Origin of the sequence: Burkholderia lata (genome assembly GCF_902499335.1) — a bacterium.
GTDB classification, from domain to species: domain Bacteria; phylum Pseudomonadota; class Gammaproteobacteria; order Burkholderiales; family Burkholderiaceae; genus Burkholderia; species Burkholderia lata_B.
Genome location: NZ_CABVQK010000011.1, coordinates 219,980 through 241,919, shown reverse-complemented (window position 1 = coordinate 241,919; position 21,940 = coordinate 219,980). Strand labels below are relative to the sequence as shown.

The following is a 21,940-nucleotide window of genomic DNA, read 5'->3' as shown; positions in this document are numbered from 1 at the left end:
GTCGGACGATTCTAGCGGAAACGATGCGGAACGGGCGTGTGGTGGCGTACTGCGACAGGGCGCGCGCCGTGAGTTCGGCGGCGGAAAAGGAAAAAGCCCGGTTAGCTTGCGCTAACCGGGCTTCGGAATTCCTGGTGGGGCGTGAGTGACTCGAACACTCGACCTACGGATTAAGAGTCCGCTGCTCTACCAACTGAGCTAACGCCCCCAACAGAAGAAAGATTATGCCCGGGTATTTCAGACCTTGCAAGCCCTTTCTGCAAATATCCTGAAAATATTTCGTCACCACTACGGTAGCTGTCGGCCCGATAACGAGCGATCGCAGTTTGCGTGCTCCCGGTATGATGACGCCACACGTGTTGCGCGGCGGTCGCGCAACGCTTTCTGGGCTTTCGAAGATGGACGAAAACGCAGTCCGCGAATTGCTGGATCGCCTGCTGGCCCCCTGGGTCCGCTCGCTCGGTCTGGTCCCCGTGTCGATCGGCGACGACAGCGTCACGCTGCGCCTGCCGTTTTCCGGCGAATTCCGCCATTCGGGCGGTGTGATCTGCGGCCAGGTGTTCACGGCCGCCGCCGACACCGCGATGGTGGTCGCGATCTCGGCCGCGCTCGGCGAATTCCGGCCGATGACGACCGTGTCGTTGAACACGAACTTCATGCGGCCCGTGCGCAAGGGCGACGTGCTCGTCACCGCGCGCGTGCTGCGGATGGGCCGCAATCTCGTCTTCGGCGAAGTCGAGCTGTTCGACGAGGACGGCAAGATGGCCGTTCACGCGACGTCGACCTACGCGCTCGTGAGCTGAGCGGCGCGATGTTCGACCAGATCGTCTTTGCGGGCGGCGGCAATCGCTGCTGGTGGCAGGCCGGCTTCTGGGACGTCGCCCAGCCGGCGCTCGGCCTGCGCCCGCGCGTGATCACCGGCATCTCGGCCGGCGCGGCGACCGCGTGCATGCTGTATACGCGCGACGCCGCGTGGGTGATGCGCTATTACGAAGAGGCGCTGCGCCACAACCGGAAGAATGCGTACTGGGGCAACCTGTTCGGGCGCGAGCCCGTGTTTCCGCATTACCGGATTTACCGTCAGGCGCTGCTCGACATCTACGGCGAGCCGTTCGCGAAGCTTGCCGCGGCGCCGGAGATCCGCATCGGCGTGTCGCACGTGCCGCGCTGGCTCGGCGCGCGCAGCGCAGTCGCCGCCGGCCTCGTCGCGTACAACATCGAAAAGTACGTGCGCAAGACGCTGCACCCGACGCTCGGGCGCACGCTCGGCTTTCGGCCGGAATTCGTGCGCGCGCAGGCCTGCACGCGCGTCGACGAACTCGCCGACCTGATCCTGCAGTCGTCCTGTACGCCGCCGTTCACGCCGGTGCTGCGTCGCGGCGGCCGGCCCGTGCTCGACGGCGGGATGGTCGACAACGTGCCGGTCGACGCGCTCGATCCGACGCCGGGCGACGTGCTCGTGCTCGTCACGCGGCTCTATCCGCGTCCGCAGATGTTCACGGTCGCGCATGGCGAGCAGCGGCGGCTGTACGTCCAGCCGTCGAGCAAGGTGCCGATTTCGAGTTGGGATTACACGAGCCCGTCGCAGATGCGGCATGCGTACGACCTCGGGCGGCGCGACGGCGAGCATTTCCTCACGCGTGTCGGCGCGATGACGGGCGGCCGCGCGGCCGCCTGAAGACGGGAAGCAGGAAGCGGGGCCGCGCGGCGGGCGCGGCCCGCCGCGCTCAGCGCACGCGGCGCGGCGTCAGTGCTTCCGGGTTGACGACGCTCGACATGTCGCCCTGGTCGAACGCGAGGATGTTCTTGAATGCCGCGCTGAAGTAGAGCTCGTAGCTTTCGCGCTCGACATAGCCGATGTGCGGCGTGCAGATCACGTTTTCCATCCGCAGCAGGCTGTAGCCCTGCAGGATCGGCTCGCTCTCGAACACGTCGATCGCGACCATCCCGGGACGGTTGTGCGACAGCGCGTTGACCAGTGCATTTTCCTCGAGCAGTTCGGCGCGGCTCGTGTTGACGAGCAGCGACGTCGGCTTCATTCGCATCAGGTCTTCCTGCTTCACGATCCCGCGCGTGTCGTCATGCATGCGCAGGTGCAGCGACAGCACGTCGCTCTGCTCGAACAGCGCTTCGCGGCTTTCGGCGGCCGTATAGCCGTCGGCGCGCGCGGCCTCGAGCGAATGCTCGCGGCCCCAGATCAGCACGTTCATCCCGAACGCCTTGCCGTAGCCGGCGACGAGCCGGCCGATCTTGCCGTAGCCCCAGATGCCGAGCGTCTGGCCGCGCAGCACCTGGCCGAGGCCGAAGTTCGGCGGCATCGCCGACGTCTTCAGGCCCGACTGTTGCCAGGCGCCCTGTTTCAGGTTCGCGACGTACTGCGGAATGCGGCGCTGGGCGGCCATCACGAGCGCCCAGGTCAGCTCGGCCGGAGCCACCGGCGAGCCCGTACCTTCGAGCACCGCGATGCCGCGGTCGGTACAGGCTTCGAGATCGATGTGGCTCGAAATACGGCCGGTCTGGCTGATCATGCGCAGGTTCGGCAGCTTGGCGAGCAGTTGCGACGAAATCGGGGTTCGTTCGCGAATCAGCACGAGCGCCTCGACTTCCGCCAGACGGCTGGCGAGCTGTCCCAATCCGCGCACCGTATTGTTGAAGACCTTCACGTCGTGGTCGGCAAGCATCTCGAAGCAGTTCAGCTTGCGGACGGCGTCCTGGTAGTCGTCGAGGATGGCAATTTTCATGGTGAGCGGGTGTCGCGCGTTGAAAGCGGCGGTGGCGGCGGCGCACGTCGCGCACCCGTCCCGCCCGGCCGGGGCCGACATGATGCTACGTCGACCGCCTGCATGGTGTCTTTTTAACAGGTTGTTACGCTCCGCCGCAATTGGCGGCAGCCTGACCCGGCGCCGCTTTCACGACGGGCGGAAGGGTGCGCTGTTGTGTCGCATCAAATACGTCCTTCCTGATTCGGCCGCTTACTCGACGAGGTTCACCCAATTGTTGCTTCAATCAGAATAATTGGATCAACTATCCGCAGAGGGCGAGGATTTTTGACTATTTTTATCGTCAACAGGGGCCTTGTTGAGCAACTCTGCATCTTTTCCGCTGTCGTAGGAGAATTACGCATTTGCTTCATCTTTTTGAAGTTGTAACAGCGGCAGGAGTCGTTTATGGATCATTTGCAGTCGATGCGTGTGTTCGTCAAGGTTGCAGATCTCGGCAGTTTTGCGCGGGCCGCGAGTGCAATGGATATCTCCAACGCGGTCGCGACGCGTCACGTCGCCGATCTGGAAGGCCGGCTCGGCACGCGTTTGCTGAACCGCACCACGCGCAGCCTTTCCCTGACGGAGTCAGGCCAGGTTTATCTGGAGCGTGCTCGCCAGATCCTCGATGAGCTCGAGGACGTCGAGCAGATGGTCGTCGCGCGCAATCACGAGCCGGTCGGCACGCTGCGCATCGTCGCGCCGGTCGTGTTCGGCCTGCATAACCTCGCGCCCGTGTTGCAGTCGTACACGGAGAATTTCCCGAAAGTGGTGCCGGATCTCACGCTGGTCGACCGGCAAGTCGATCTCGTCGAGGAAGGCTTCGACGTCGGCATCGTCGTCACGCGCCAGATGCGCAGCGCGAGCATCGTCACGCGGCGCCTGACCACCGGCTGCATGACCGTGTGCGCGACGCCGAGCTATCTGGAGAAGCACGGCGTGCCGACCCATCCGGAGCATCTCGCCGAGCACCCGAGCCTGAGCCTGCCGACCGAATACTGGGGTGACGAGCGTGTGTTCACGGGGCCGGACGGCGAAGTGCGCGTGCGCCCGACCAACGTGATCGTCGCGAACAATACCGCGATGCTGCGCCAGTTCGCGCTGCTCGGGATGGGGGTCGCGATCCTGCCGAGCTACCTGATCGGCGGCGACATCGCGCGTGGCGCGCTCGTGCGGCTGCTGCCGGATTTCCGGCTGCCGCAGGTCGAGATCAACATCGCTTACCCGAGCCGGCGCCATTTGCCTGCGAAGGTGCGCACGTTCATCGACCACCTCGTCGAGCATTTCAGCCACTCGACCGACGCGACGATGGGCGAGCAGTGGGCCGCGCAGGGTTCGGCGCTCGCGCCGATCGGTGTCGAGACGCGTGCCGAGCAGCCGGATGCGGCCGATCCGAACCTGTCGCCGCGCCTGCCGCGTTCGCCGCGCACGCGCGTCGCGGCGCCGTCGCCGCTGTAACGGCGCGACGGCCGGGCGGCAGTTGCCGCCGGCACAAAGAAAAACGCGGATCGAGCAATCGATCCGCGTTTTTTTTATAGCTGGCTGCCGGAGCCGGATGCGCCGGGGGAGGCCCCGGCGGCCGGTCGTTATGAGCCGGTCTTGCGCGCCGTCGTTTTGCGAGCGGCTGTCTTGGTCGCGGTCTTGGCGGCGGTCTTGCGAGCCGGTGCCGGTTTCTCTTCGGTGCCTTCCGTCACGGTTTCGGCATCCTTCGTCGCCGATTTTGCCGTCTTCTTCGCGGCAGCGGCCTTCGGCTCCTTCTTCTCGAACTCGAAGCCGATCTTGCCGTCCGGCTGCTTCACGAGGAACGCCTTGAAGTTGCGGCCCGTGCGTGACGACTTGAAGTTCGGCAGCAGATCCGTGCGGCCGTCGGCCAGCAGCTTGCCCATCTGCTCGCGCGAGATTTCCTGCTGCAGGATCACCTTGCCCGAGCGGAAGTCGCAAGTCTTCGGGTTGGCCACCGAGTGCTCGCACACGTAGCTCATCCCGTGCTCGAACACGCGGCCCTTGCACTTCGGGCATGCGCCGACCGGCTCCTGCGCGGAGAAGTCGGGCGCCTCGCCTTCCTCACCGCCCGTGTCCTGGCCGAAATCGAACTCGAGCTTGTAGTTCTTCGTCTCGTCGTCGAAGGACAGCTTGAGGATCGCCGAGAACGGGCGGCCCATCTTGCTACGGAAGCCGGACAGCGGGCCGATCGTCTTCTCGCGCAGCAGTTCCTCGACTTCCGGGATCTCGAACTGCCGGCTGCCCGGGATCTTCGAGATCGAGAACTCGCACTTCGTGCACGCGAAGCGGCGATAGTTTTCCTTCACCTGGCCGCCGCAGTTCGGGCACGGCGTCTCGAGCGTCGCGTAATCGCCGGGGATCGTGTCGGAATCGTATTCCTTCGCGCGCTTGACGATCTGCTGCGTCATGCGGGCGATTTCCTGCATGAACGCTTCGCGCCCGAGGTTGCCGCGCTCCATCTGCGACAGCTTGTATTCCCATTCGCCGGTGAGCTCGGGTGCGGTGAGTTCCTTCACGCCGAGCCCGCGCAGCAGCGTCATCAGCTGGAATGCCTTCGCGGTCGGGATCAGCTCGCGGCCTTCGCGCACGAGGTATTTCTCGCCGAGCAGGCCTTCGATGATCGCCGCGCGCGTGGCCGGCGTGCCGAGGCCCTTCGCGGCCATTGCTTCGCGCAGTTCGTCGTCCTCGACGAGCTTGCCCGCGCCTTCCATCGCGGACAGCAGCGTTGCTTCCGAGTAGCGTGCGGGCGGTTTCGTGACGAGCGCGACGGCGGCGATTTCGTCCGTCTTCACCTTCTCGTCCTTCTGCACCGGCACCAGGTTCGCATCCGCGCCTTCGGCGTCGCGGCCGTACACCTGCAGCCAGCCCGGCTCGACGAGCACCTTGCCTTCGGTCTTGAAGTGATGGCCGGCGACTTCGGTGATCCGCGTCGTGACGCGGAACTCGGCCGCCGGGAAGAACACGGCGAGGAAGCGTTTCACGACCATGTCGTACAGCTTCTGCTCCGGCTCGGACAGCGACTTCGGCGCCTGCAGCGTCGGGATGATTGCAAAGTGGTCGCTGATCTTCGAGTTGTCGAAGATCCGCTTGTTCGGCTTCACCCAGCCCTTGTCGAGCACCTGCTTCGCGTGCGGCAGGTAGTTGTTGCTCTCCTTGAGCATCTCGAGCGTGGACTCGACCGTCGACAGATAGTCTTCCGGCAGCGCGCGCGCATCGGTACGCGGGTAGGTCAGCACCTTGTGCTTTTCATACAGCGCCTGCGCGAGGCCGAGCGTGTTCTTCGCGGAGAAGCCGAAGCGGCTGTTCGCTTCGCGCTGCAGGCTGGTCAGGTCGAACAGCAGCGGTGACAGTTGCGTCGACGGCTTCGATTCTTCCGAGACCGTGCCTACATGGTCGCGGCACGCGGCGACGATCGTTTCGGCGGCCGGCAGGCTCCACAGGCGGGAGTCGCGCCTTTCCGGATCGAATTCGTCGCGCTTGAATTTGGGGTCGTACCACTTGCCTTCGTAGAAGCCGCCCGCGCACGCGAATTCGGCCTTCACTTCCCAGTAGTCGCGCGGGATGAAGCGGCGGATTTTCTCTTCGCGTTCGACGACGATCGACAACGTTGGCGTCTGAACGCGGCCGACTGTCGTCAGGAAGAAGCCGCCGCCCTTGCTGTTGAACGCGGTCATCGCGCGGGTGCCGTTGATCCCGACGAGCCAGTCGGCTTCCGAGCGGCAGCGTGCGGCGTCGGCGAGCGGCAGCATGTCCGCGTCGCTGCGCAGGTTCGCGAAGCCGTCGCGGATCGCCTGCGGGGTCATCGACTGCAGCCACAGGCGCTGGACCGGCTGCTTCGCCTTCGCGTGCTGCGCGATCAGGCGGAAAATCAGCTCGCCCTCGCGCCCCGCGTCACATGCGTTGATCAGGCGGTCGACGTCCTTGCGCTTCAACAGCTTGGTGAGCACCTTGAGGCGCGACTCGCTTTTTGCGATCGGGTTCAGGTCGAAATGCGGGGGGATGACGGGTAGATGCGCGAAGCTCCATTTCCCGCGCTTGACCTCGTACTCTTCCGGGGCGGCGATTTCCAGCAGGTGGCCGACAGCGGACGAAAGGACGAAATCGTCGCTTTCGTAATACTCGTCATGCTTGGTAAAGCCGCCCAAAGCGCGTGCGATGTCGTTCGCGACAGAAGGCTTTTCCGCAATGATCAGTGCTTTGGACATGACAGGTGTGTGTTGGTAGACCGGGTTCGCCGGTTGTGGGTCCCTTTTACGACCGCTTTATAGCACACGCCGCAGCGATGGCGGCTCAGCGTGCAAAAAGCGGCTCATCATAGAGGGGGGCCGCAACGGCGGCAAGCGCCTGGCGCGGCGCGGCGCACAAACGCGCGCAAAACCACCGGGCCGGCTCGCGAATTCAGGCCTCGACGGCCAGGACGTTGCGCAATTTCGGTGCGTGCGGCGCACCGGGTACCGCGCTCAGGTCGGACAGCATCCGCTCGACGATCGCCGCATGCGGCAGCACCGTGCCGAAGAAGCGGGCCGTGTGGGTATCTTCGATCAGGATCGTCGGGAAATTCTCGACGTCGAGATCGTCGAGCTGGTCGGCATGCGTTTCGATGTCGATCCAGGCGAAGCAGGCTTCCGGATGCGCGTCGGCGAGCTGGTCGAAGGCCGTCCGGTAGTCGCGGCACGTGCCGCACCACTCGGCGCACAGGCAGGCGACGAGCAACGTGCCGGGATCGGCGAGGCGCTCGGCGATCCGATCCGCATCGGTGTCGAGATTCAGCGCGGGCATGGGTTTCCTTGGGTATCGTTGGCGGCCTGGCCGCCCCTATGCGGGGGAATGTAGCACGCCGTGCACGGGCGGGGTGCGCGCTGCGTCAAGCCGCGCGAAGCGTCCGCCGGGGAGGCTGGCGACGCGGCCGGACAGTTCCAGCGCAAGCAGCGCGCGGTGCAGTACGTCGTCGGACAGGCCGCTGTGCTCGGCGAGCCATTCGTAGGTGACGGGGCCGTATCCCAATGCGGCAAGCACGGCCTGTTCGGATGGGGTACCGGGCAGCGGTGGTGCTGGCGACGGCGCTTCGTCCCGGGCTGGTGCGGTGGCTGGAGCGGCGGTGGTGGCGCGTGCGGCAGCGCTTTGAATGGCGGCTTCGGTTTCGCGAATATCGCCGGTGTTCGCGCCCGGATGCCCGGAGCACGCCGCAGCGCCCGCCACGCCGGTTTTCGATTCGCCCAGCCCGTATTCCTCGAGCACGTCGAGCGGCGCCGCCGTCAGCTTCGCGCCGTCGCGGATCAGTGCGTGGCAGCCCTGCGCGAGCGGCGCATGGATCGAACCCGGCATCGCGAACACATCGCGCCCCAGTTCGTTCGCGAGCCGCGCGGTGATCAGCGAGCCGGAGCGCGGGGCGGCTTCGACGACGAGCGCGCCGATCGCGAGTGCGGCGATCAGGCGGTTGCGTTGCGGGAAGTGCGCGGCGCGGGCCGGCGTGCCGAGCGGCCATTCCGACACGATCGCGCCGTGCGCGGCGATCTCGTGGGCGAGCGCGCGGTGCCGCGCCGGATAGACGAGATCGGCGCCGGTCGCGATCACCGCGACCGTGCCCGACCGGCCGTCGAGCCCGCCGCGGTGCGCGGCGCCGTCGATCCCGAGCGCAAGGCCCGACACGATCGGCAGCCCGGCGTCGGACAGCTCGCGTGCGAAGTGCGTCGCGTCGGCGAGCCCCTGCGGCGTTGCGTGACGGCTGCCGACCACGGCGAGACAGCGCGCGTGCAGCAGGTCGAGCCGGCCCTTTACATATAGCAGCGGCGGCGGATCGTGCAGGTCGCGCAGCCGCGGCGGGTAGGCCGGATCGTTGAGCGTGACGAGCGCGTTGCCCGGCGCGTCGAGCCAGGCGAGCGCGGTGTCGGTGCGCGCGCCGAGATCGCCGCGTTCGCTCGCGCGCACGGCCTGGGCGGCGGCGGGGCTGGTTACTGCGGCAATGGCCTGGTCGGACGCGCGCAGCAGCGCGGCCGGCGAGCCGAACGCATCGAGCAGTGCCTGCAGCACGGCCGGGGCGAGGCCGGGCGCATGCGCGAGCTGCAGCCACGCGCGCACGGCGGAAGTGGTCAGTGCTTGCGGCGACATGAGGCGCCCCTCGAATGCGGTGGCCAGCGAACCACGTGGCGCCATGATAAAATTTTCATCATCCGAAATACTCGACAAGGCCGCGCGCGCAGGCGCCCGGCCAATTGCAGGAGGCATGATCCGCGGCATTGATTCGCCGCGCGTCCGCCTCATCTTCATTGCATCCCGGCGGCAGCGCCAGCTGGCCGGATGGCCGATGCGGCACGCCGCTCCACCGAATACCGAACGCCATGGCTTTACTCAATATTCTTCATTACCCCGACAAGCGGCTGCACAAGGTCGCGAAGCCCGTCGACAAGGTCGACGACCGGATCCGCAAGCTCGTCGCCGACATGGCCGAGACCATGTACGCGGCGCCGGGCATCGGCCTTGCGGCCACGCAGGTCGACGTGCACGAGCGCGTGATCGTGATCGACGTCTCCGAGGAGAAGAACGAGCTGCGCGCGTTCATCAACCCGGAGATCGTGTGGTCGAGCGACGAGAAGCAGATCTATGAAGAGGGCTGCCTGTCGGTGCCCGGCATCTACGACGAAGTCGAGCGTCCCGATCATGTGCGCGTGCGCGCGCTCAACGAGCAGGGCGAGACCTTCGAACTCGACTGCGAGGGCCTGCTGGCCGTGTGCGTCCAGCACGAGATGGATCACCTGATGGGGCGCGTGTTCGTCGAATACCTGTCGCCGCTCAAGCAGACGCGCATCAAGACGAAGATGAAGAAACTCGAACGCGCGATGTGACGCGCGTTCACCCAGCCCGACCCCGAACGCTGTCATGACCCATACGTTGCGCGTAGTTTTTGCCGGCACGCCGGAATTCGCCGCGGCTGCCCTTGCCGCGATCCACGAGGCCGGTTTTCCGGTGCCGCTCGTGCTCACCCAGCCCGATCGCCCTGCCGGGCGCGGGATGAAACTGCAGGCGAGCGCGGTGAAGCGCTACGCCGTCGAGCACGGGATGCCCGTCGCGCAGCCGCCGTCGCTGCGCCGCGCGGGCAAGTACCCGGCCGAGGCGGCCGACGCGATCGAGCTGCTGCGCTCGACTCCGCACGACGTGATGGTGGTCGCCGCGTACGGCCTGCTGTTGCCGCAGGAAGTGCTCGACATTCCGCGTGACGGCTGCATCAACATTCACGCGTCGCTGCTGCCGCGCTGGCGCGGCGCCGCGCCGATCCACCGCGCGATCGAGGCCGGCGACGCCGAGACGGGCGTCACGCTGATGCAGATGGACATCGGCCTCGACACCGGCGCGATGATCGAGGAAGCGCGCGTCGCGATTGCACCCGACGAGACGACCGCGACCCTGCACGACCGGCTCGCCGCCGAAGGCGCGCGACTGATCGTCGACGCGCTCGTGCAGCTCGAGCGCGACGGCGCGCTGCCGGCGACGCCGCAGCCGGCCGACGGCGTGACCTATGCGGAAAAGATCGGCAAGCACGAAGCGGCGCTCGACTGGCGCAAGCCGGCCGACGTGCTCGCGCGCCAGGTGCGTGCGTTCGATCCGTTCCCGGGCGGTGTCGCGACGCTCGACGGCGCGGCGATCAAGCTGTGGGCGGCCGAGCCGGTGGCGGCGCGCGGTGAAGCGGCGCCCGGCACGATCGTCGAAGCCGCGCCGGAAGGCGTGGTCGTCGCGTGCGGCAGCGGTGCGCTGCGCGTCACGCAGTTGCAGAAGCCGGGCGGCAAGCGGCTGCCCGCCCGCGAATTCCTGGCTGGCTCACCGCTCGCCGCAGGCCAGCGTTTCGCGCTGACTGACGTTGCCTGACGGGGCCTGACCGCCATTCGACACGGCCTGCCGGGCGTGCGCAATCGGCCGGATGGCCGAGTCGCGCGGCGCGGCAGGCGCGCGTAGAATTTCCCTGCGTTCTCCGGTTTCGAGGTTTTCATGTTCGGCATCACCCATTTCGGCTTCTTCGTGCTGGCAGTCTTCCTGCTGAACGTCACGCCCGGTCCCGATACGGCCTATATCATCGGCCGCAGCGTCGCGCAGGGCCGCGGCGCGGGGCTGATGTCGGCATTCGGCATTTCGGCCGGCTGCTGCGTTCACGCGCTCGCCTGCGCATTCGGCCTGACCGCGCTGCTCGCGGCGTCGGCTGCTGCATTCACGGTGATCAAGCTGGTCGGCGCCGCCTACCTGATCTACCTCGGCGTGCGGATGATCCTTGCGAAGCAGGCGGCCGAGCCGTCGGGCACGGCGGCCACGCAAGCCGCGAAGCCGCTGCGCCAGCTGTTCATGCAGGGCTTCTGGACCAACGTGCTGAACCCGAAGGTCGTGCTGTTTTTCGTGTCGTTCTTCCCGCAGTTCGTGTCGGCCGACAGCCCGCACAAGGCATGGGCGTTCCTGACCCTCGGCGGCGTGTTCGTCGCGATGAGCACGGTGTGGACCAGCCTGGTCGCCTGGGTCGCGGGCAGTGTCACGGCGCGCTTTTCCGGCAAGCCGGGCGTCAAGAAGTGGCTCGACCGCACGGTCGGCAGCGCTTTCGTCGGCCTCGGCCTTCGTCTTGCAACATCGCAACGCTGAGATTGAATTTTTCCGGCAAGACCTTATCTAACAAATAGCTTACAATTTTCCGCCGCGCCCTTTGATGCGCGGCGGGTCCCCTGACGGATAAGGAGTGGGTATGTTCAATTGGGTCAAAACGGCGATGCTGATGGCCGCGATCACGGCCCTGTTCATCGTGATCGGCGGGATGATCGGCGGCTCGCGCGGCATGACGATCGCGCTGCTGTTCGCGCTCGGCATGAATTTCTTCTCGTACTGGTTCTCCGACAAGATGGTGCTGCGCATGTACAACGCGCAGGAAGTCGACGAGAACACGGCGCCGCAGTTCTACCGGATGGTGCGCGAGCTCGCCACGCGCGCGAACCTGCCGATGCCGCGCGTCTACCTGATCAACGAGGATGCGCCGAACGCGTTCGCAACGGGCCGCAATCCCGAGCACGCGGCGGTCGCCGCGACGACGGGTATCCTGCGCGTGCTGTCGGAGCGCGAGATGCGCGGCGTGATGGCGCACGAGCTCGCACACGTGAAGCACCGCGACATCCTGATCTCGACGATCACCGCGACGATGGCGGGCGCGATTTCGGCAATCGCGAACTTCGCGATGTTCTTCGGCGGGCGCGACGAGAACGGCCGCCCGGCCAACCCGATCGCGGGTATCGCGGTCGCGCTGCTCGCACCGATCGCAGGCGCCTTGATCCAGATGGCGATTTCGCGGGCACGCGAGTTCGAGGCCGATCGCGGCGGCGCGCAGATTTCCGGCGATCCGCAGTCGCTCGCGACCGCGCTCGACAAGATCCATCGCTATGCGGCGGGCATCCCGTTCCAGGCGGCCGAGCAGCATCCGGCCACCGCGCAGATGATGATCATGAACCCGCTGCACGGCGGCGGCCTGCAGAACCTGTTCTCGACGCACCCGGCCACCGAGGAGCGCATCGCGCGCCTGATGGAGATGGCGCGTACCGGTCGCTTCGACTAAGCCAAAGCCACGGCACACCGTGCGGCAGTTGCCGCGCGGGGGCCGTCACGCCACCCCGCACGCTTCGCGCTGCGGGGTGTTTCATTTGTACGCGCCGTAAAGGGGCCAATGGGGCTGCGGCGTCGCACGCTACAATGCCCGGTTTGGGATCGCGGGGCCACGTGAGCGCCGTGATCCCGCCGTTTGCCGCATTAGTTTGCCGTGCCTGTTTGCCGCGCTTGTTTGCCGAATCTGCTCCGATGACACGAACCCGTTCTACCGCTCCGTCTTCTTCCGGCCGCCCGGCGCGCCTGTCCGCGCTGCATCTCGCGCCCGATTCGCTCGGCTTCGCCCTCGACTCGGCCGCGCAGGCGGTCGATGCGGTGCGACGCGGCACCGCGCTGCCGGCGGCACTTTCGGCGGTATTCGCACAGATGCCGTCCGGTGCGCAGGCACTCGCGCGCGGCGCGACGCAGGACGTCGCGTACCGGACGATGCGCCGCCTCGGCAGTGCGGACTGGCTGATCGGCCGGCTCGTCAGCAAGGCGCCGCCCGCGCACGTGCACGCAGTACTTGCCGGCGCGTTCGCGCTGCTGCTCGACCCGGCGGACGAGGCCGCGTATCCGGCGTTTACGGTGGTCGACCAGGCCGTGACCGTGATCGGCTCGCGCCGCGAATGCGCGTTCGCGAAGGGGATGGTCAACGCGGTGCTGCGCCGTTTCCTGCGCGAGCGCGATGCGTTCGTCGCCGCGCTGCAGGACGATGTCGTCGCGCGCTGGAACTACCGCGCATGGTGGGTCGATTCGGTGAAGCGCGCATGGCCCGACGCATGGCAGGCGATCCTCGCAGCCGGCGAGCGCCAGGGGCCGCTGACGCTGCGCGTGAATGCGCGCCGCGCGAGCGTCGACGCGTATCTCGATACGCTGCGCGCGAACGGGATCGAAGCGACCGCGATCGGCCGGCATGCGGTGCGGCTCGCGTCGGCACTGCCGGTCGATCGCATTCCGGGGTTCGCCGACGGCGTCGTGTCGGTGCAGGACGCCGGCGCGCAGCTCGCAGCCGAATGGCTTGGCGCGCGTGACGGCATGCGCGTGCTCGATGCGTGCGCGGCGCCCGGCGGCAAGACCGGCCATATTCTCGAACTCGCCGATGCGGAAGTCGTTGCACTGGAAAGCGACGCCGCGCGCGCGGCGCGGATCGGCGAGAACCTCGTGCGGCTGTCGCTCGAAGCGGACGTGCGCGTCGGCGACGCGGGTGCACCTGACGCGTGGTACGACGGGCGCCCGTTCGACCGCATCCTCGCCGACGTGCCGTGCTCGGCATCCGGCATCGTGCGTCGGCACCCCGACATTCGCTGGCTGCGCCGCGAGGCCGACATCCCGGCGCTCGTCACGGAACAGCGCCGCATCCTGTCGGCATTGTGGCCGCTCGTGAAGCCGGGCGGCGAACTGCTTTACGTGACCTGTTCGGTCTTCCCCGAAGAAGGCGAATTGCAGGCCCGCTGGTTTGAAGCGGCCTGTGAAGATGCGGTACGATTGGACGCCCCGGGCCAGCTGCTGCCGGGCGGAGTGCAGGGAGGGGCGGCCGCCGGCGCACTCGACCAGAACATCGATCACGACGGATTTTTCTACGCGCGGTTTCAGAAACGGTGACGATCAAACACCTTTTTCCACTTCGGCTCGCGGCCGTCCTGATGGTCGCGTTGATGCTGTGCCTGGCTGTCGTCCGGCCGGCGCATGCCGAGTCGGTCGCCGTGCAGCGCGCGTCGCTCCAGGCCGACGGAAGCGGCTGGGCCCTCGACGCCCGCTTCGATTTCGAACTGAACCCGAGCCTCGAGGATGCCGTCAACAGAGGCATTCCGCTTTATTTCACGACCGACTTCGAGTTGAGCCGTGCGCGCTGGTACTGGTTCGATGAGCAGCCGGTGACGGTGACGCAGACGATCCGCCTGTCGTTCCAGCCGCTCACGCGCGAGTATCGCGTGTCGACGGGCGGCCTGCAGCTCGGTTTCCCGTCGTTGAAGGACGCGCTCGCGGTCATCAGGCACATCACGTCGTGGCACGTGATCGACCGCAACCAGGTGCGCTCGGGTGAAACCTACACGGCATCGGTGCGGATGCAGCTCGATACGGCGCTGATGCCGAAGCCGTTCCAGGTCGATGCCGTGAACAACCGCGACTGGACGCTCGGGTCGGACTGGAAGCGCTTCAACTTCACGGTGACCGAACGTGCTAAATAAAGTGCGCCGCGCGGCCAGCGGGAAAAGCCTCCTCGTTCGCGTGATCGTCTCGACCGTCGCGCTCACCGCGCTGCTGCTGCTCGTGCTGCTCGCGGCCGCGAGCGCGAACACCGAATTCTTCGATCGCTACTACTCGTGGCTGTATGCGACGAACATCGTCGTCGCACTCGTGTTCCTGCTCGTGGTGCTCGGGCTGATCGGGATGATCGTCGTGCGCCTGAGGAAGGGCAAGTTCGGCACGCGGCTGCTCGCGAAGCTCGCGGTGTTCTTCGCGCTCGTCGGCGTGGTGCCGGGCGGGATCATCTACATCGTGTCGTACCAGTTCGTGTCGCGCAGCATCGAGTCGTGGTTCGACGTGAACGTCGAGACGGCGCTGACGGCCGGCCTGAACCTCGGCCGCGGGATGCTCGATGCTTCGCTGTCCGATCTGCAGACGAAGGCGCGGCTGATGTCCGACCAGCTCGCGAGCGTCGATGCGAACACGAACGGCACGACGCTCACGCTGCTGCGGCTGCGCGACCAGTTCGGCGTGCAGGACGCGACGATCGTCGAGCCGAGCCGCGGCGGCTCGGGTGCGGCGCCCGACCTGCACATCGTCGCGCAGGCATCGGGCAATTTCGCGGCGCTGATTCCGGACGATTTGCCGACGCCGCTGATGCTGAACCAGGCGCGTGAACACGGCGCGTACGCGGCGATCGAGGGCGAAGTCGACGGCGACCCGCGCGCACACGGCGCGAAGGGCGCGCTGCGGTTGCGCGTCGTGCGGCCGATTCCCGATGCATCAACGGCGCTGCTGCAGCCGGCGGAACGCTTCCTGCAGCTCACGCAGCCGGTGCCGCCCACCCTGGCCCACAACGCGGACGCCGTGCAGCGCGCGTATCGCGAGTACCAGGAAAAGTCGCTCGGCCGCACGGGGCTTCGCAAGATGTACATCGGCACGCTGACGCTCGCGCTGTTCCTCGCGACCTTCATCGCGATGATGCTCGCGCTCGCGCTCGGCCAGCAGCTCGCGCGGCCGCTGTTCCTGCTCGCGCAGGGCACGAAGGAGGTCGCGGAAGGCGACTACACGCCGAAGCGCGAGATCAAGACGCGCGACGAGCTGGGCTTCCTCACGCAGTCGTTCAACGCGATGACGCGCCAGTTGTCCGAGGCGCGGCTCGCGGTGGAGAAGAATCGCGTCGCGCTCGAGCATTCGAAGACGTATCTCGAGAGCATCCTCGCGAACCTGACGGCCGGCGTGTTCGTGCTCGACCGCCAGTTCCGGCTGACGACGGCCAATCGCGGCGCCGAGCGGATCTTCCGGCAGCCGTTCAACGCGCTGATCGGCACGACGCTCGACCGGATCGGCGTGGCCGCCGGGTTCGGCGCGATGGTGCGCAAGGCATTCGCCGATCGCGAGGCGGCGTCCGACGGCGCCAGCGGCGATCGCGGCCACTGGCAGCAGCAGTTCGCGATCGAGGTGCCGGGAGAATCCGATCCGTTGACCTTGCTCGTGCGCGGCACGCGCCTCGTGTCGACGGTCGAAGGGCAGGCCGACGATCCGCAGACTTCCGGTTACGTCGTCGTGTTCGACGACATCTCCGATGTGATTTCCGCGCAGCGTTCGGTCGCGTGGGGCGAGGTCGCGCGCCGGCTCGCGCACGAGATCAAGAATCCGCTGACACCGATTCAGCTGTCGGCGGAGCGGCTGCAGATGAAGCTGTCCGACAAGCTCGCACCGTCCGACGCCGATGTGCTCAAGCGCGGCGCGACGATGATCGTCAACCAGGTGGCCGCGATGAAGCGGATGGTCGACGATTTCCGCGAATACGCGCGCACGCCGCCGGCGGTGCTCGCGAACCTGCAGTTGAACGAACTGGCGAGCGAGGTGCTCGGGCTGTACGGTGTGGGCGAAGGCAAGAGCGCGATCGTCGCCGAGCTCGCGCCGTCGCTGCCGGTGATACGCGGTGACGCGACGCAATTGCGCCAGGTGATTCACAACCTGCTGCAGAATGCGCAGGATTCGGTCGCGGAGTCGGCGCATCCGCGTGTGTTGATCGAAACCAAGACAGTAGAATATGGCGATCCCGACGCCGAGGGCAAAACGCGCGTCGCGGTACGTCTTACCGTGTCCGACAACGGGCCCGGTTTTCCGGCGCGCATCCTGACCCGCGCGTTCGAGCCTTATGTGACGACGAAGGCGAAGGGCACGGGTCTGGGGTTGGCCACGGTCAAGAAAATCGTCGATGAGCACGGTGCGCGGATCGATCTGCGCAATCGCATGCACGGCGAGACCGTCGAGGGTGCGCAGGTGTCGATCCTGTTCCTGCAGATGGCGAGCGATGCGCCAGGCGCCGAATCGGGCGTGCAGGACGGGGCGGCCCCCGCCAAGACAAAAGCAAGTGAGCAGACAAAGGCAGCGTAAATGGCAACCATCCTGGTGGTAGATGATGAAATGGGCATCCGGGAATTGCTCTCGGAGATCCTCAGCGATGAAGGACATGTCGTCGAGGCAGCGGAGAACGCGCAGGCCGCGCGGGAATACCGGTTGAATCAGGCGCCCGATCTCGTGCTGCTCGATATCTGGATGCCCGATACCGACGGCGTGACGTTGCTCAAGGAGTGGGCGGCGCAAGGGCTGCTGACGATGCCCGTGATCATGATGTCCGGGCACGCGACGATCGATACGGCCGTCGAGGCGACGAAGATCGGCGCACTCGATTTCCTCGAGAAGCCCATCGCACTGCAGAAGCTGCTGAAGTCCGTCGAGCACGGTCTCGCACGCGGCGCGGCACCGGTGTCCGCGAACGCGGCGGCGAAGGCCGGCGCAGGGCAGGCGACGGGGCCCGCGGCGGTTGCGTCCGCGGCCGCGCTGCCGACGCTCGGCGACGACATGGCTTCGGCACTCGGCCTTGCAGGCCAGACGGCTGCGATCCCGTTCGACATCCCGTTGCGCGAAGCGCGCGATGCGTTCGAGCGTGCGTACTTCGAATATCACCTCGCGCGCGAAAACGGCAGCATGACGCGCGTCGCGGAGAAGACGGGCCTCGAGCGCACGCACCTGTATCGCAAGCTCAAGCAGCTCGGTGTCGAGCTCGGCAAGAAGCCGTCGGAAGGCGCCGTATAAAATATTTCGTGAAAGTACTTGATCAAGTAACGAAGGGTGGATATACTTTCTCTTCTTCGTTGGCCCGGTAGCTCAGTTGGTAGAGCAGCGGATTGAAAATCCGCGTGTCGTTGGTTCGATTCCGACCCAGGCCACCAGAATTAAAACCCCAAGAATCGGAAGGTTCTTGGGGTTTTTCGTTTGTGGTGAGGTTTGCGTCATGAGTGGCGTGGGGTGGCATGCCCGGCAGTATTCGTGAGGGCATGATAAAATCCGTGTCCGCTCAATAACTTAGCGCATCGCTTCATGCGCACGGCAGGTTGCCAGCGTGGCGCCGCCGTGGCGCGCGGCAACGATGCCGCGCGATGGGCGGTATAAGCGCTCCGCCGCGTTCGCGGCCGATTGCGCTGCCTATACTGGTCGAGCCGGCCCAGGCCGGCACGCGTCGGGCCGCCCGGCGGCAGCCGGCCCCGGGGCGCAGCGCGACGCGAGCCTACACATTCACGGAGTATCACGGTGATTCGGACAGACGCTAAAGACGGCGCGCTCGTGTTGTTTTCCGGCGGGCAGGACTCGGCCACGTGCGTGGCATGGGCCCTCGAACGCTACCAGACGGTCGAGACGCTCGGCTTCGATTACGGCCAGCGTCACCGCGTCGAGCTCGAATGTCGCGAAGGCGTGCGCGAAGCGCTGAAGCGTGAGTTTCCCGCATGGTCGGAGCGGCTCGGCGACGATCATATGATCGACCTGTCGGTGCTCGGCGCGATCAGCGATACCGCGATGACGCGCACGATCGAGATCGAGACGGCGGCGAACGGCCTGCCGAACACGTTCGTGCCGGGCCGCAACCTGATGTTCATGACGATCGCCGCGGCGATCGCCTATCGCCGCGGGCTGCGCGTGCTGGTCGGCGGGATGTGCGAGACGGATTTCTCCGGCTATCCCGACTGCCGCGACGACACGATGAAGGCGCTGCAGGTCGCGTTGAATCTCGGGATGGATACTCGCGTCGTGCTCGAGACGCCGCTGATGTGGCTCGACAAGGCGCAGACCTGGCAGCTCGCCGAACAGCTCGGCGGCGAAGCGCTCGTCGAACTGATCCGCGTCCAGACGCACACGTGCTACGTGGGCGAGCGCGCGGAGCTGCACGACTGGGGCTTCGGCTGCGGCGAATGCCCGGCCTGCAAGCTGCGCAAGCGCGGCTACGAGGCCTACCTGAAGGGCGAGCGGGTGACCGAAGCGCCGCTGTGATGCAGCCGCAACGGCAGCGCCTGGTGATTAACGGATTCTGATCGACAACGAGCGGCGCGAGCCGGACGAAGGACGATGACTTACGCGGTCAAGGAAATTTTCTACACGTTGCAGGGCGAGGGCGCGAACGCGGGCCGGCCGGCCGTGTTCTGCCGGTTCGCCGGCTGCAACCTGTGGTCGGGCCGCGAAGAGGATCGTGCGGAGGCCGTGTGCCGCTTCTGCGATACCGACTTCGTCGGCACCGACGGCGAGAACGGCGGCAAATTCAAGGACGCCGACGCGCTCGTCGCGACGATCGCCGGCCTGTGGCCGGAGGGCGAGGCGCACCGCTTCGTCGTCTGCACGGGCGGCGAGCCGATGCTGCAGCTCGACCAGCCGCTCGTCGACGCGCTGCACGCGGCCGGCTTCGAGATCGCGATCGAGACCAACGGCTCGCTGCCGGTGCTCGAATCGATCGACTGGATCTGCGTGAGCCCGAAGGCCGACGCACCGCTCGTCGTCACGAAGGGCAACGAGCTGAAGGTCGTGATCCCGCAGGACAACCAGCGGCTGGCCGACTACGCGAAGCTCGACTTCGAGTATTTCCTCGTCCAGCCGATGGACGGCCCGTCGCGCGACCTCAATACGAAGCTCGCGATCGACTGGTGCAAGCGTCATCCGCAGTGGCGGCTGTCGATGCAGACCCACAAATATCTGAACATTCCCTGAGCCCCGGCTTTTGACATCGTGCTGATTACCCGAAAACTCGAATTCGACGCGGGCCACCGCATTCCCGATCACCGCAGCCAGTGCCGGAACCTGCATGGCCATCGCTACGTGCTCGAAGTCACGCTGCGCGGCGATCTCGTCGATACCGAGGGGGCGCCCGACCGCGGCATGGTGATGGATTTCGCCGACGTGAAGGCGCTCGCGATGGAGCACCTCGTCGGCAAGTGGGACCACGCGTTCCTGGTCTATGCGCGCGACGACGTCGTGCGCTCGTTCCTCGAGCAGATGGCCGACCACAAGACCGTCGTGATCGACCGGATCCCGACCGTCGAGAACCTCGCGGCGATCGCGTTCGACATCCTCGCGAACGTGTACGACGCGCACTACGGCGTGAACCTGCGCCTCGAGCGCGTGCGCCTGTACGAAACGCAGAACTGCTGGGCCGACGTCGAGCGCCAGCCCGGCCGCTGATCCCGCCTTCCCGGTAGCCCCGCCAGCCGGCGCGGGCTGCCTGCCGCAGCACCCCGCGGCCTCGTCCCGCCGCGCTCCCCGTCCGTTCCCACATTCCGCGTAACGCCGCGCTATGATCGTTGCGTGGCGCCGAAAAACGCAGCCGTGCGCCATCGTGCGGCCGGCGCTGTCAGATCGGCCGTCCACGGCCGACCAACGTTCCAGGGCCAGGTCCTGGCGCCGCCGTGCTGCACCGCCCGGCGTGTCGCGCTCCGCTTTGCCCGTTGCTTGTCCCGTTCGATTGCCGTTCCGTCCAGGAGGCCGTATCGATGAGCACGCTCACCAATTCCCTCAAACAACGCCTGCGCGACGGCGACGAGCCGCTGTATGGCCTGTGGCTGTCGCTTGGCAGCGACTCGGCCGCGGAAGCGCTCGCGCATGCCGGCTACGACTGGCTCTGCATCGACATGGAGCACGCGCCGAACGACAGCCGCGATGTTGCATCGCAGTTGCGCGCGATCGCCGCCGCCCATCTGCCGAGCGAGCCCGTCGTGCGTGTGCCGGCGCGCGAGCCGTGGCTCGTGAAGCGCGCGCTCGATGCGGGCGCACGCACGCTGATGTTTCCGAGTATCGAGACGCCGGACGATGCCGCGCACGCGGTGCGGCTCACGCGTTATCCGTCGCCCGATTCGCCGGACGGGCTGCGCGGTGTCGCGGGCATGGTGCGCGCGGCGGCGTTCGGGATGCGTCGCGACTACGTGCAGACGGCGAACGCGCAGGTCGCCGTGATCGTGCAGATCGAATCGGCGCGCGGCGTCGACGAAGTCGAGCGGATTGCGGCGCTGCCCGGCATCGACTGCCTGTTCGTCGGCCCGGCCGATCTCGCGGCAAGCCTCGGGCATCTCGGCGACATCCGCCACCCGGACGTCGAAACCGCGATGGCGCGCGTGCTCGCGGCCGGCAGGCAGGCCGGCGTCGCGGTCGGCATCTTCGCGGGCGATACGGCGGCCGCGCGTCAGTATCGCGAGGCCGGCTACCGGATGATCACGCTATCGGCCGACGTAAGCTGGCTGTTGCGCGCAACGCGGCAGGCGCTGCAGGAGGTTCGGTCATGAACGGTGGCGATGGCGCGTGCCGTGGGCGCGCGCAGGGTGTGACCGGGGGGCGCGGGCGGTTGGGCGTGATGCTCGGCCTGTGGTGCGTGTGTATCGCTGTCGCCGCGCAGGGCGCGCCGCAAGCGAAGCCCGATCCGTCGCACGTGACGCAATCGGCGGTTGCCGACTACAACGCCGGCGACTATCGCGCGGCGCTGGTGCAGTTCCGCGACGCGGCCGAACGTGGCGATCGTCTCGCGCAATTCAACTACGCGATGATGCTGCTGACGGGCGAAGGCGTGACCGCGAACGTCGACGAAGGGCTGCGCTGGCTGAAGCGCGCGGCCGACGCGAACATGTCGCATGCGCAGTACGTGTACGGCCGGATGTTCGACGACGGCGAGTTCGTCGCGCGCGATCCGGCCGAAGCGCATCGCTGGTTCCTGCGGGCGGCGAAGCAGGGGCACGTGCAGGCCGAGCTGTCGCTCGCGAACCAGTTCCTCGACGGGCGCGGCACGCCGCGCGACAACCGGCAGGCGTTCGCGTGGTACAAGCAGGCCGCCGACGCGGGCGAGCCGACCGCGCAGTACGTGACCGCGTCGTTCTACGAGCGCGGCGGCGACGGCGTCGCGCAGAACCTGAACATCGCACGGGCGTATTACGCGGCGGCGGCCGCGCAGGGCGACGAGACGGCCGGGCTGAAATTCAAGGAGTTGAGCGCGCGGCTGAAGGCACAGGGGCCGGCATCGGGTGCCGGCGCGGAGCCGGGCGGGGCGCATGCGCCGCCGCCGTGAGCGG

20 protein-coding genes and 2 tRNA genes are annotated in these 21,940 nt (G+C 67.0%); 17 read left to right on the top strand and 5 right to left on the bottom strand.

Translation table 11 applies throughout. The annotated features are described in order from the left end of the window. Positions 1–132 precede the first annotated feature (132 nt). Positions 133–208, bottom strand: a tRNA-Lys gene (locus tag BCO18175_RS26900). A gap of 190 nt (positions 209–398) precedes the next feature. Between BCO18175_RS26900 and BCO18175_RS26895 the strand changes: the two genes are divergently transcribed. Together BCO18175_RS26895 and BCO18175_RS26890 are read left to right on the top strand one after the other, a co-directional pair. Further along, positions 399–803 carry a PaaI family thioesterase gene (locus tag BCO18175_RS26895; protein WP_027785770.1) on the top strand — a complete coding sequence of 135 codons (405 nt, stop codon included), beginning with the start codon at positions 399–401 and terminating at the stop codon, positions 801–803. 8 nt (positions 804–811) lie between these two features. After that, a complete protein-coding gene (locus BCO18175_RS26890; RefSeq protein WP_174985599.1) occupies positions 812–1,678 on the top strand; it encodes a patatin-like phospholipase family protein in 867 nt (288 codons plus the stop codon). Positions 1,679–1,727: 49 nt separating this feature from the next. On the opposite strand, the gene BCO18175_RS26885 is transcribed toward BCO18175_RS26890, so the two are convergent. Continuing rightward, positions 1,728–2,741, bottom strand: coding sequence for a D-2-hydroxyacid dehydrogenase family protein (locus BCO18175_RS26885; protein WP_174916658.1), 1,014 nt, complete (start codon positions 2,739–2,741; stop codon positions 1,728–1,730). Positions 2,742–3,167: 426 nt separating this feature from the next. Here BCO18175_RS26885 and BCO18175_RS26880 point away from each other — a divergent pair, with 426 nt between their 5' ends. After that, positions 3,168–4,217, top strand: coding sequence for a LysR family transcriptional regulator (locus BCO18175_RS26880; RefSeq protein ID WP_174985597.1), 1,050 nt, complete (start codon positions 3,168–3,170; stop codon positions 4,215–4,217). 128 nt (positions 4,218–4,345) lie between these two features. Here the strand turns inward: BCO18175_RS26880 and BCO18175_RS26875 are convergent, their stop codons facing one another. The 3 genes from BCO18175_RS26875 to dprA all read right to left on the bottom strand — a co-directional run bounded on the left by BCO18175_RS26875 (position 4,346) and on the right by dprA (position 8,915). Beyond that, positions 4,346–6,967 (bottom strand): DNA topoisomerase III, encoded by a 2,622-nt coding sequence (locus BCO18175_RS26875; RefSeq protein WP_174985595.1) that lies wholly within the window; start codon positions 6,965–6,967, stop codon positions 4,346–4,348. 193 nt (positions 6,968–7,160) lie between these two features. Beyond that, positions 7,161–7,541: a thioredoxin family protein gene (locus BCO18175_RS26870; protein WP_174916655.1), complete on the bottom strand. Its 381-nt coding sequence runs from the start codon at positions 7,539–7,541 to the stop codon at positions 7,161–7,163. Positions 7,542–7,577: 36 nt separating this feature from the next. Then, positions 7,578–8,915: a DNA-processing protein DprA gene (dprA, locus tag BCO18175_RS26865; RefSeq protein WP_254608174.1), complete on the bottom strand. Its 1,338-nt coding sequence runs from the start codon at positions 8,913–8,915 to the stop codon at positions 7,578–7,580. A gap of 185 nt (positions 8,916–9,100) precedes the next feature. On the opposite strand from dprA, the gene def reads away from it, so the two are divergent. The 14 genes from def (at position 9,101) to BCO18175_RS26795 (ending at position 21,936) form a co-directional block, all read left to right on the top strand. Continuing rightward, positions 9,101–9,604 carry a peptide deformylase gene (gene def, locus BCO18175_RS26860; protein ID WP_011353573.1) on the top strand — a complete coding sequence of 168 codons (504 nt, stop codon included), beginning with the start codon at positions 9,101–9,103 and terminating at the stop codon, positions 9,602–9,604. Between the two features lie 34 nt (positions 9,605–9,638). After that, positions 9,639–10,622 carry a methionyl-tRNA formyltransferase gene (fmt, locus tag BCO18175_RS26855; protein ID WP_174985591.1) on the top strand — a complete coding sequence of 328 codons (984 nt, stop codon included), beginning with the start codon at positions 9,639–9,641 and terminating at the stop codon, positions 10,620–10,622. 120 nt (positions 10,623–10,742) lie between these two features. Further along, on the top strand, positions 10,743–11,378 hold the full coding sequence (locus BCO18175_RS26850) for a LysE family translocator (protein WP_174916651.1): 636 nt from the start codon (positions 10,743–10,745) through the stop codon (positions 11,376–11,378). A 100-nt stretch (positions 11,379–11,478) separates the two neighbouring features. Beyond that, positions 11,479–12,336: a zinc metalloprotease HtpX gene (gene htpX / locus BCO18175_RS26845; protein ID WP_011353570.1), complete on the top strand. Its 858-nt coding sequence runs from the start codon at positions 11,479–11,481 to the stop codon at positions 12,334–12,336. A gap of 239 nt (positions 12,337–12,575) precedes the next feature. After that, positions 12,576–13,967: a 16S rRNA (cytosine(967)-C(5))-methyltransferase RsmB gene (gene rsmB / locus BCO18175_RS26840; RefSeq protein WP_174985589.1), complete on the top strand. Its 1,392-nt coding sequence runs from the start codon at positions 12,576–12,578 to the stop codon at positions 13,965–13,967. Beyond that, the gene (locus BCO18175_RS26835) at positions 13,964–14,554 is read left to right on the top strand and encodes a DUF4390 domain-containing protein (protein WP_174985587.1); all 591 of its coding nucleotides are present in this window, start codon (positions 13,964–13,966) and stop codon (positions 14,552–14,554) included. The genes rsmB and BCO18175_RS26835 overlap by 4 nt, the downstream gene beginning before the upstream one ends. After that, positions 14,544–16,958: a sensor histidine kinase EsaS gene (gene esaS / locus BCO18175_RS26830; protein ID WP_174973919.1), complete on the top strand. Its 2,415-nt coding sequence runs from the start codon at positions 14,544–14,546 to the stop codon at positions 16,956–16,958. Before BCO18175_RS26835 ends, esaS begins: the two co-directional genes overlap by 11 nt. Further along, positions 16,959–17,660, top strand: coding sequence for a response regulator transcription factor EsaR (esaR, locus tag BCO18175_RS26825; RefSeq protein ID WP_174916647.1), 702 nt, complete (start codon positions 16,959–16,961; stop codon positions 17,658–17,660). It abuts the gene before it with no gap. A gap of 61 nt (positions 17,661–17,721) precedes the next feature. Then, positions 17,722–17,797: transfer RNA gene (locus tag BCO18175_RS26820), tRNA-Phe, on the top strand. 358 nt (positions 17,798–18,155) lie between these two features. Beyond that, complete coding sequence (gene queC, locus BCO18175_RS26815; RefSeq protein ID WP_174916646.1) at positions 18,156–18,890, top strand: 7-cyano-7-deazaguanine synthase QueC; 735 nt, start codon at positions 18,156–18,158, stop codon at positions 18,888–18,890. A 75-nt stretch (positions 18,891–18,965) separates the two neighbouring features. Beyond that, positions 18,966–19,598, top strand: coding sequence for a 7-carboxy-7-deazaguanine synthase (gene queE, locus BCO18175_RS26810; RefSeq protein WP_034190231.1), 633 nt, complete (start codon positions 18,966–18,968; stop codon positions 19,596–19,598). 18 nt (positions 19,599–19,616) lie between these two features. After that, the gene (gene queD / locus BCO18175_RS26805; RefSeq protein WP_174985585.1) at positions 19,617–20,069 is read left to right on the top strand and encodes a 6-carboxytetrahydropterin synthase QueD; all 453 of its coding nucleotides are present in this window, start codon (positions 19,617–19,619) and stop codon (positions 20,067–20,069) included. A gap of 308 nt (positions 20,070–20,377) precedes the next feature. After that, positions 20,378–21,163 carry an HpcH/HpaI aldolase family protein gene (locus tag BCO18175_RS26800; RefSeq protein ID WP_174916644.1) on the top strand — a complete coding sequence of 262 codons (786 nt, stop codon included), beginning with the start codon at positions 20,378–20,380 and terminating at the stop codon, positions 21,161–21,163. Next, positions 21,160–21,936 (top strand): tetratricopeptide repeat protein, encoded by a 777-nt coding sequence (locus tag BCO18175_RS26795; protein WP_174985583.1) that lies wholly within the window; start codon positions 21,160–21,162, stop codon positions 21,934–21,936. The genes BCO18175_RS26800 and BCO18175_RS26795 overlap by 4 nt, the downstream gene beginning before the upstream one ends. The last annotated feature ends 4 nt before the right edge of the window (positions 21,937–21,940 follow it).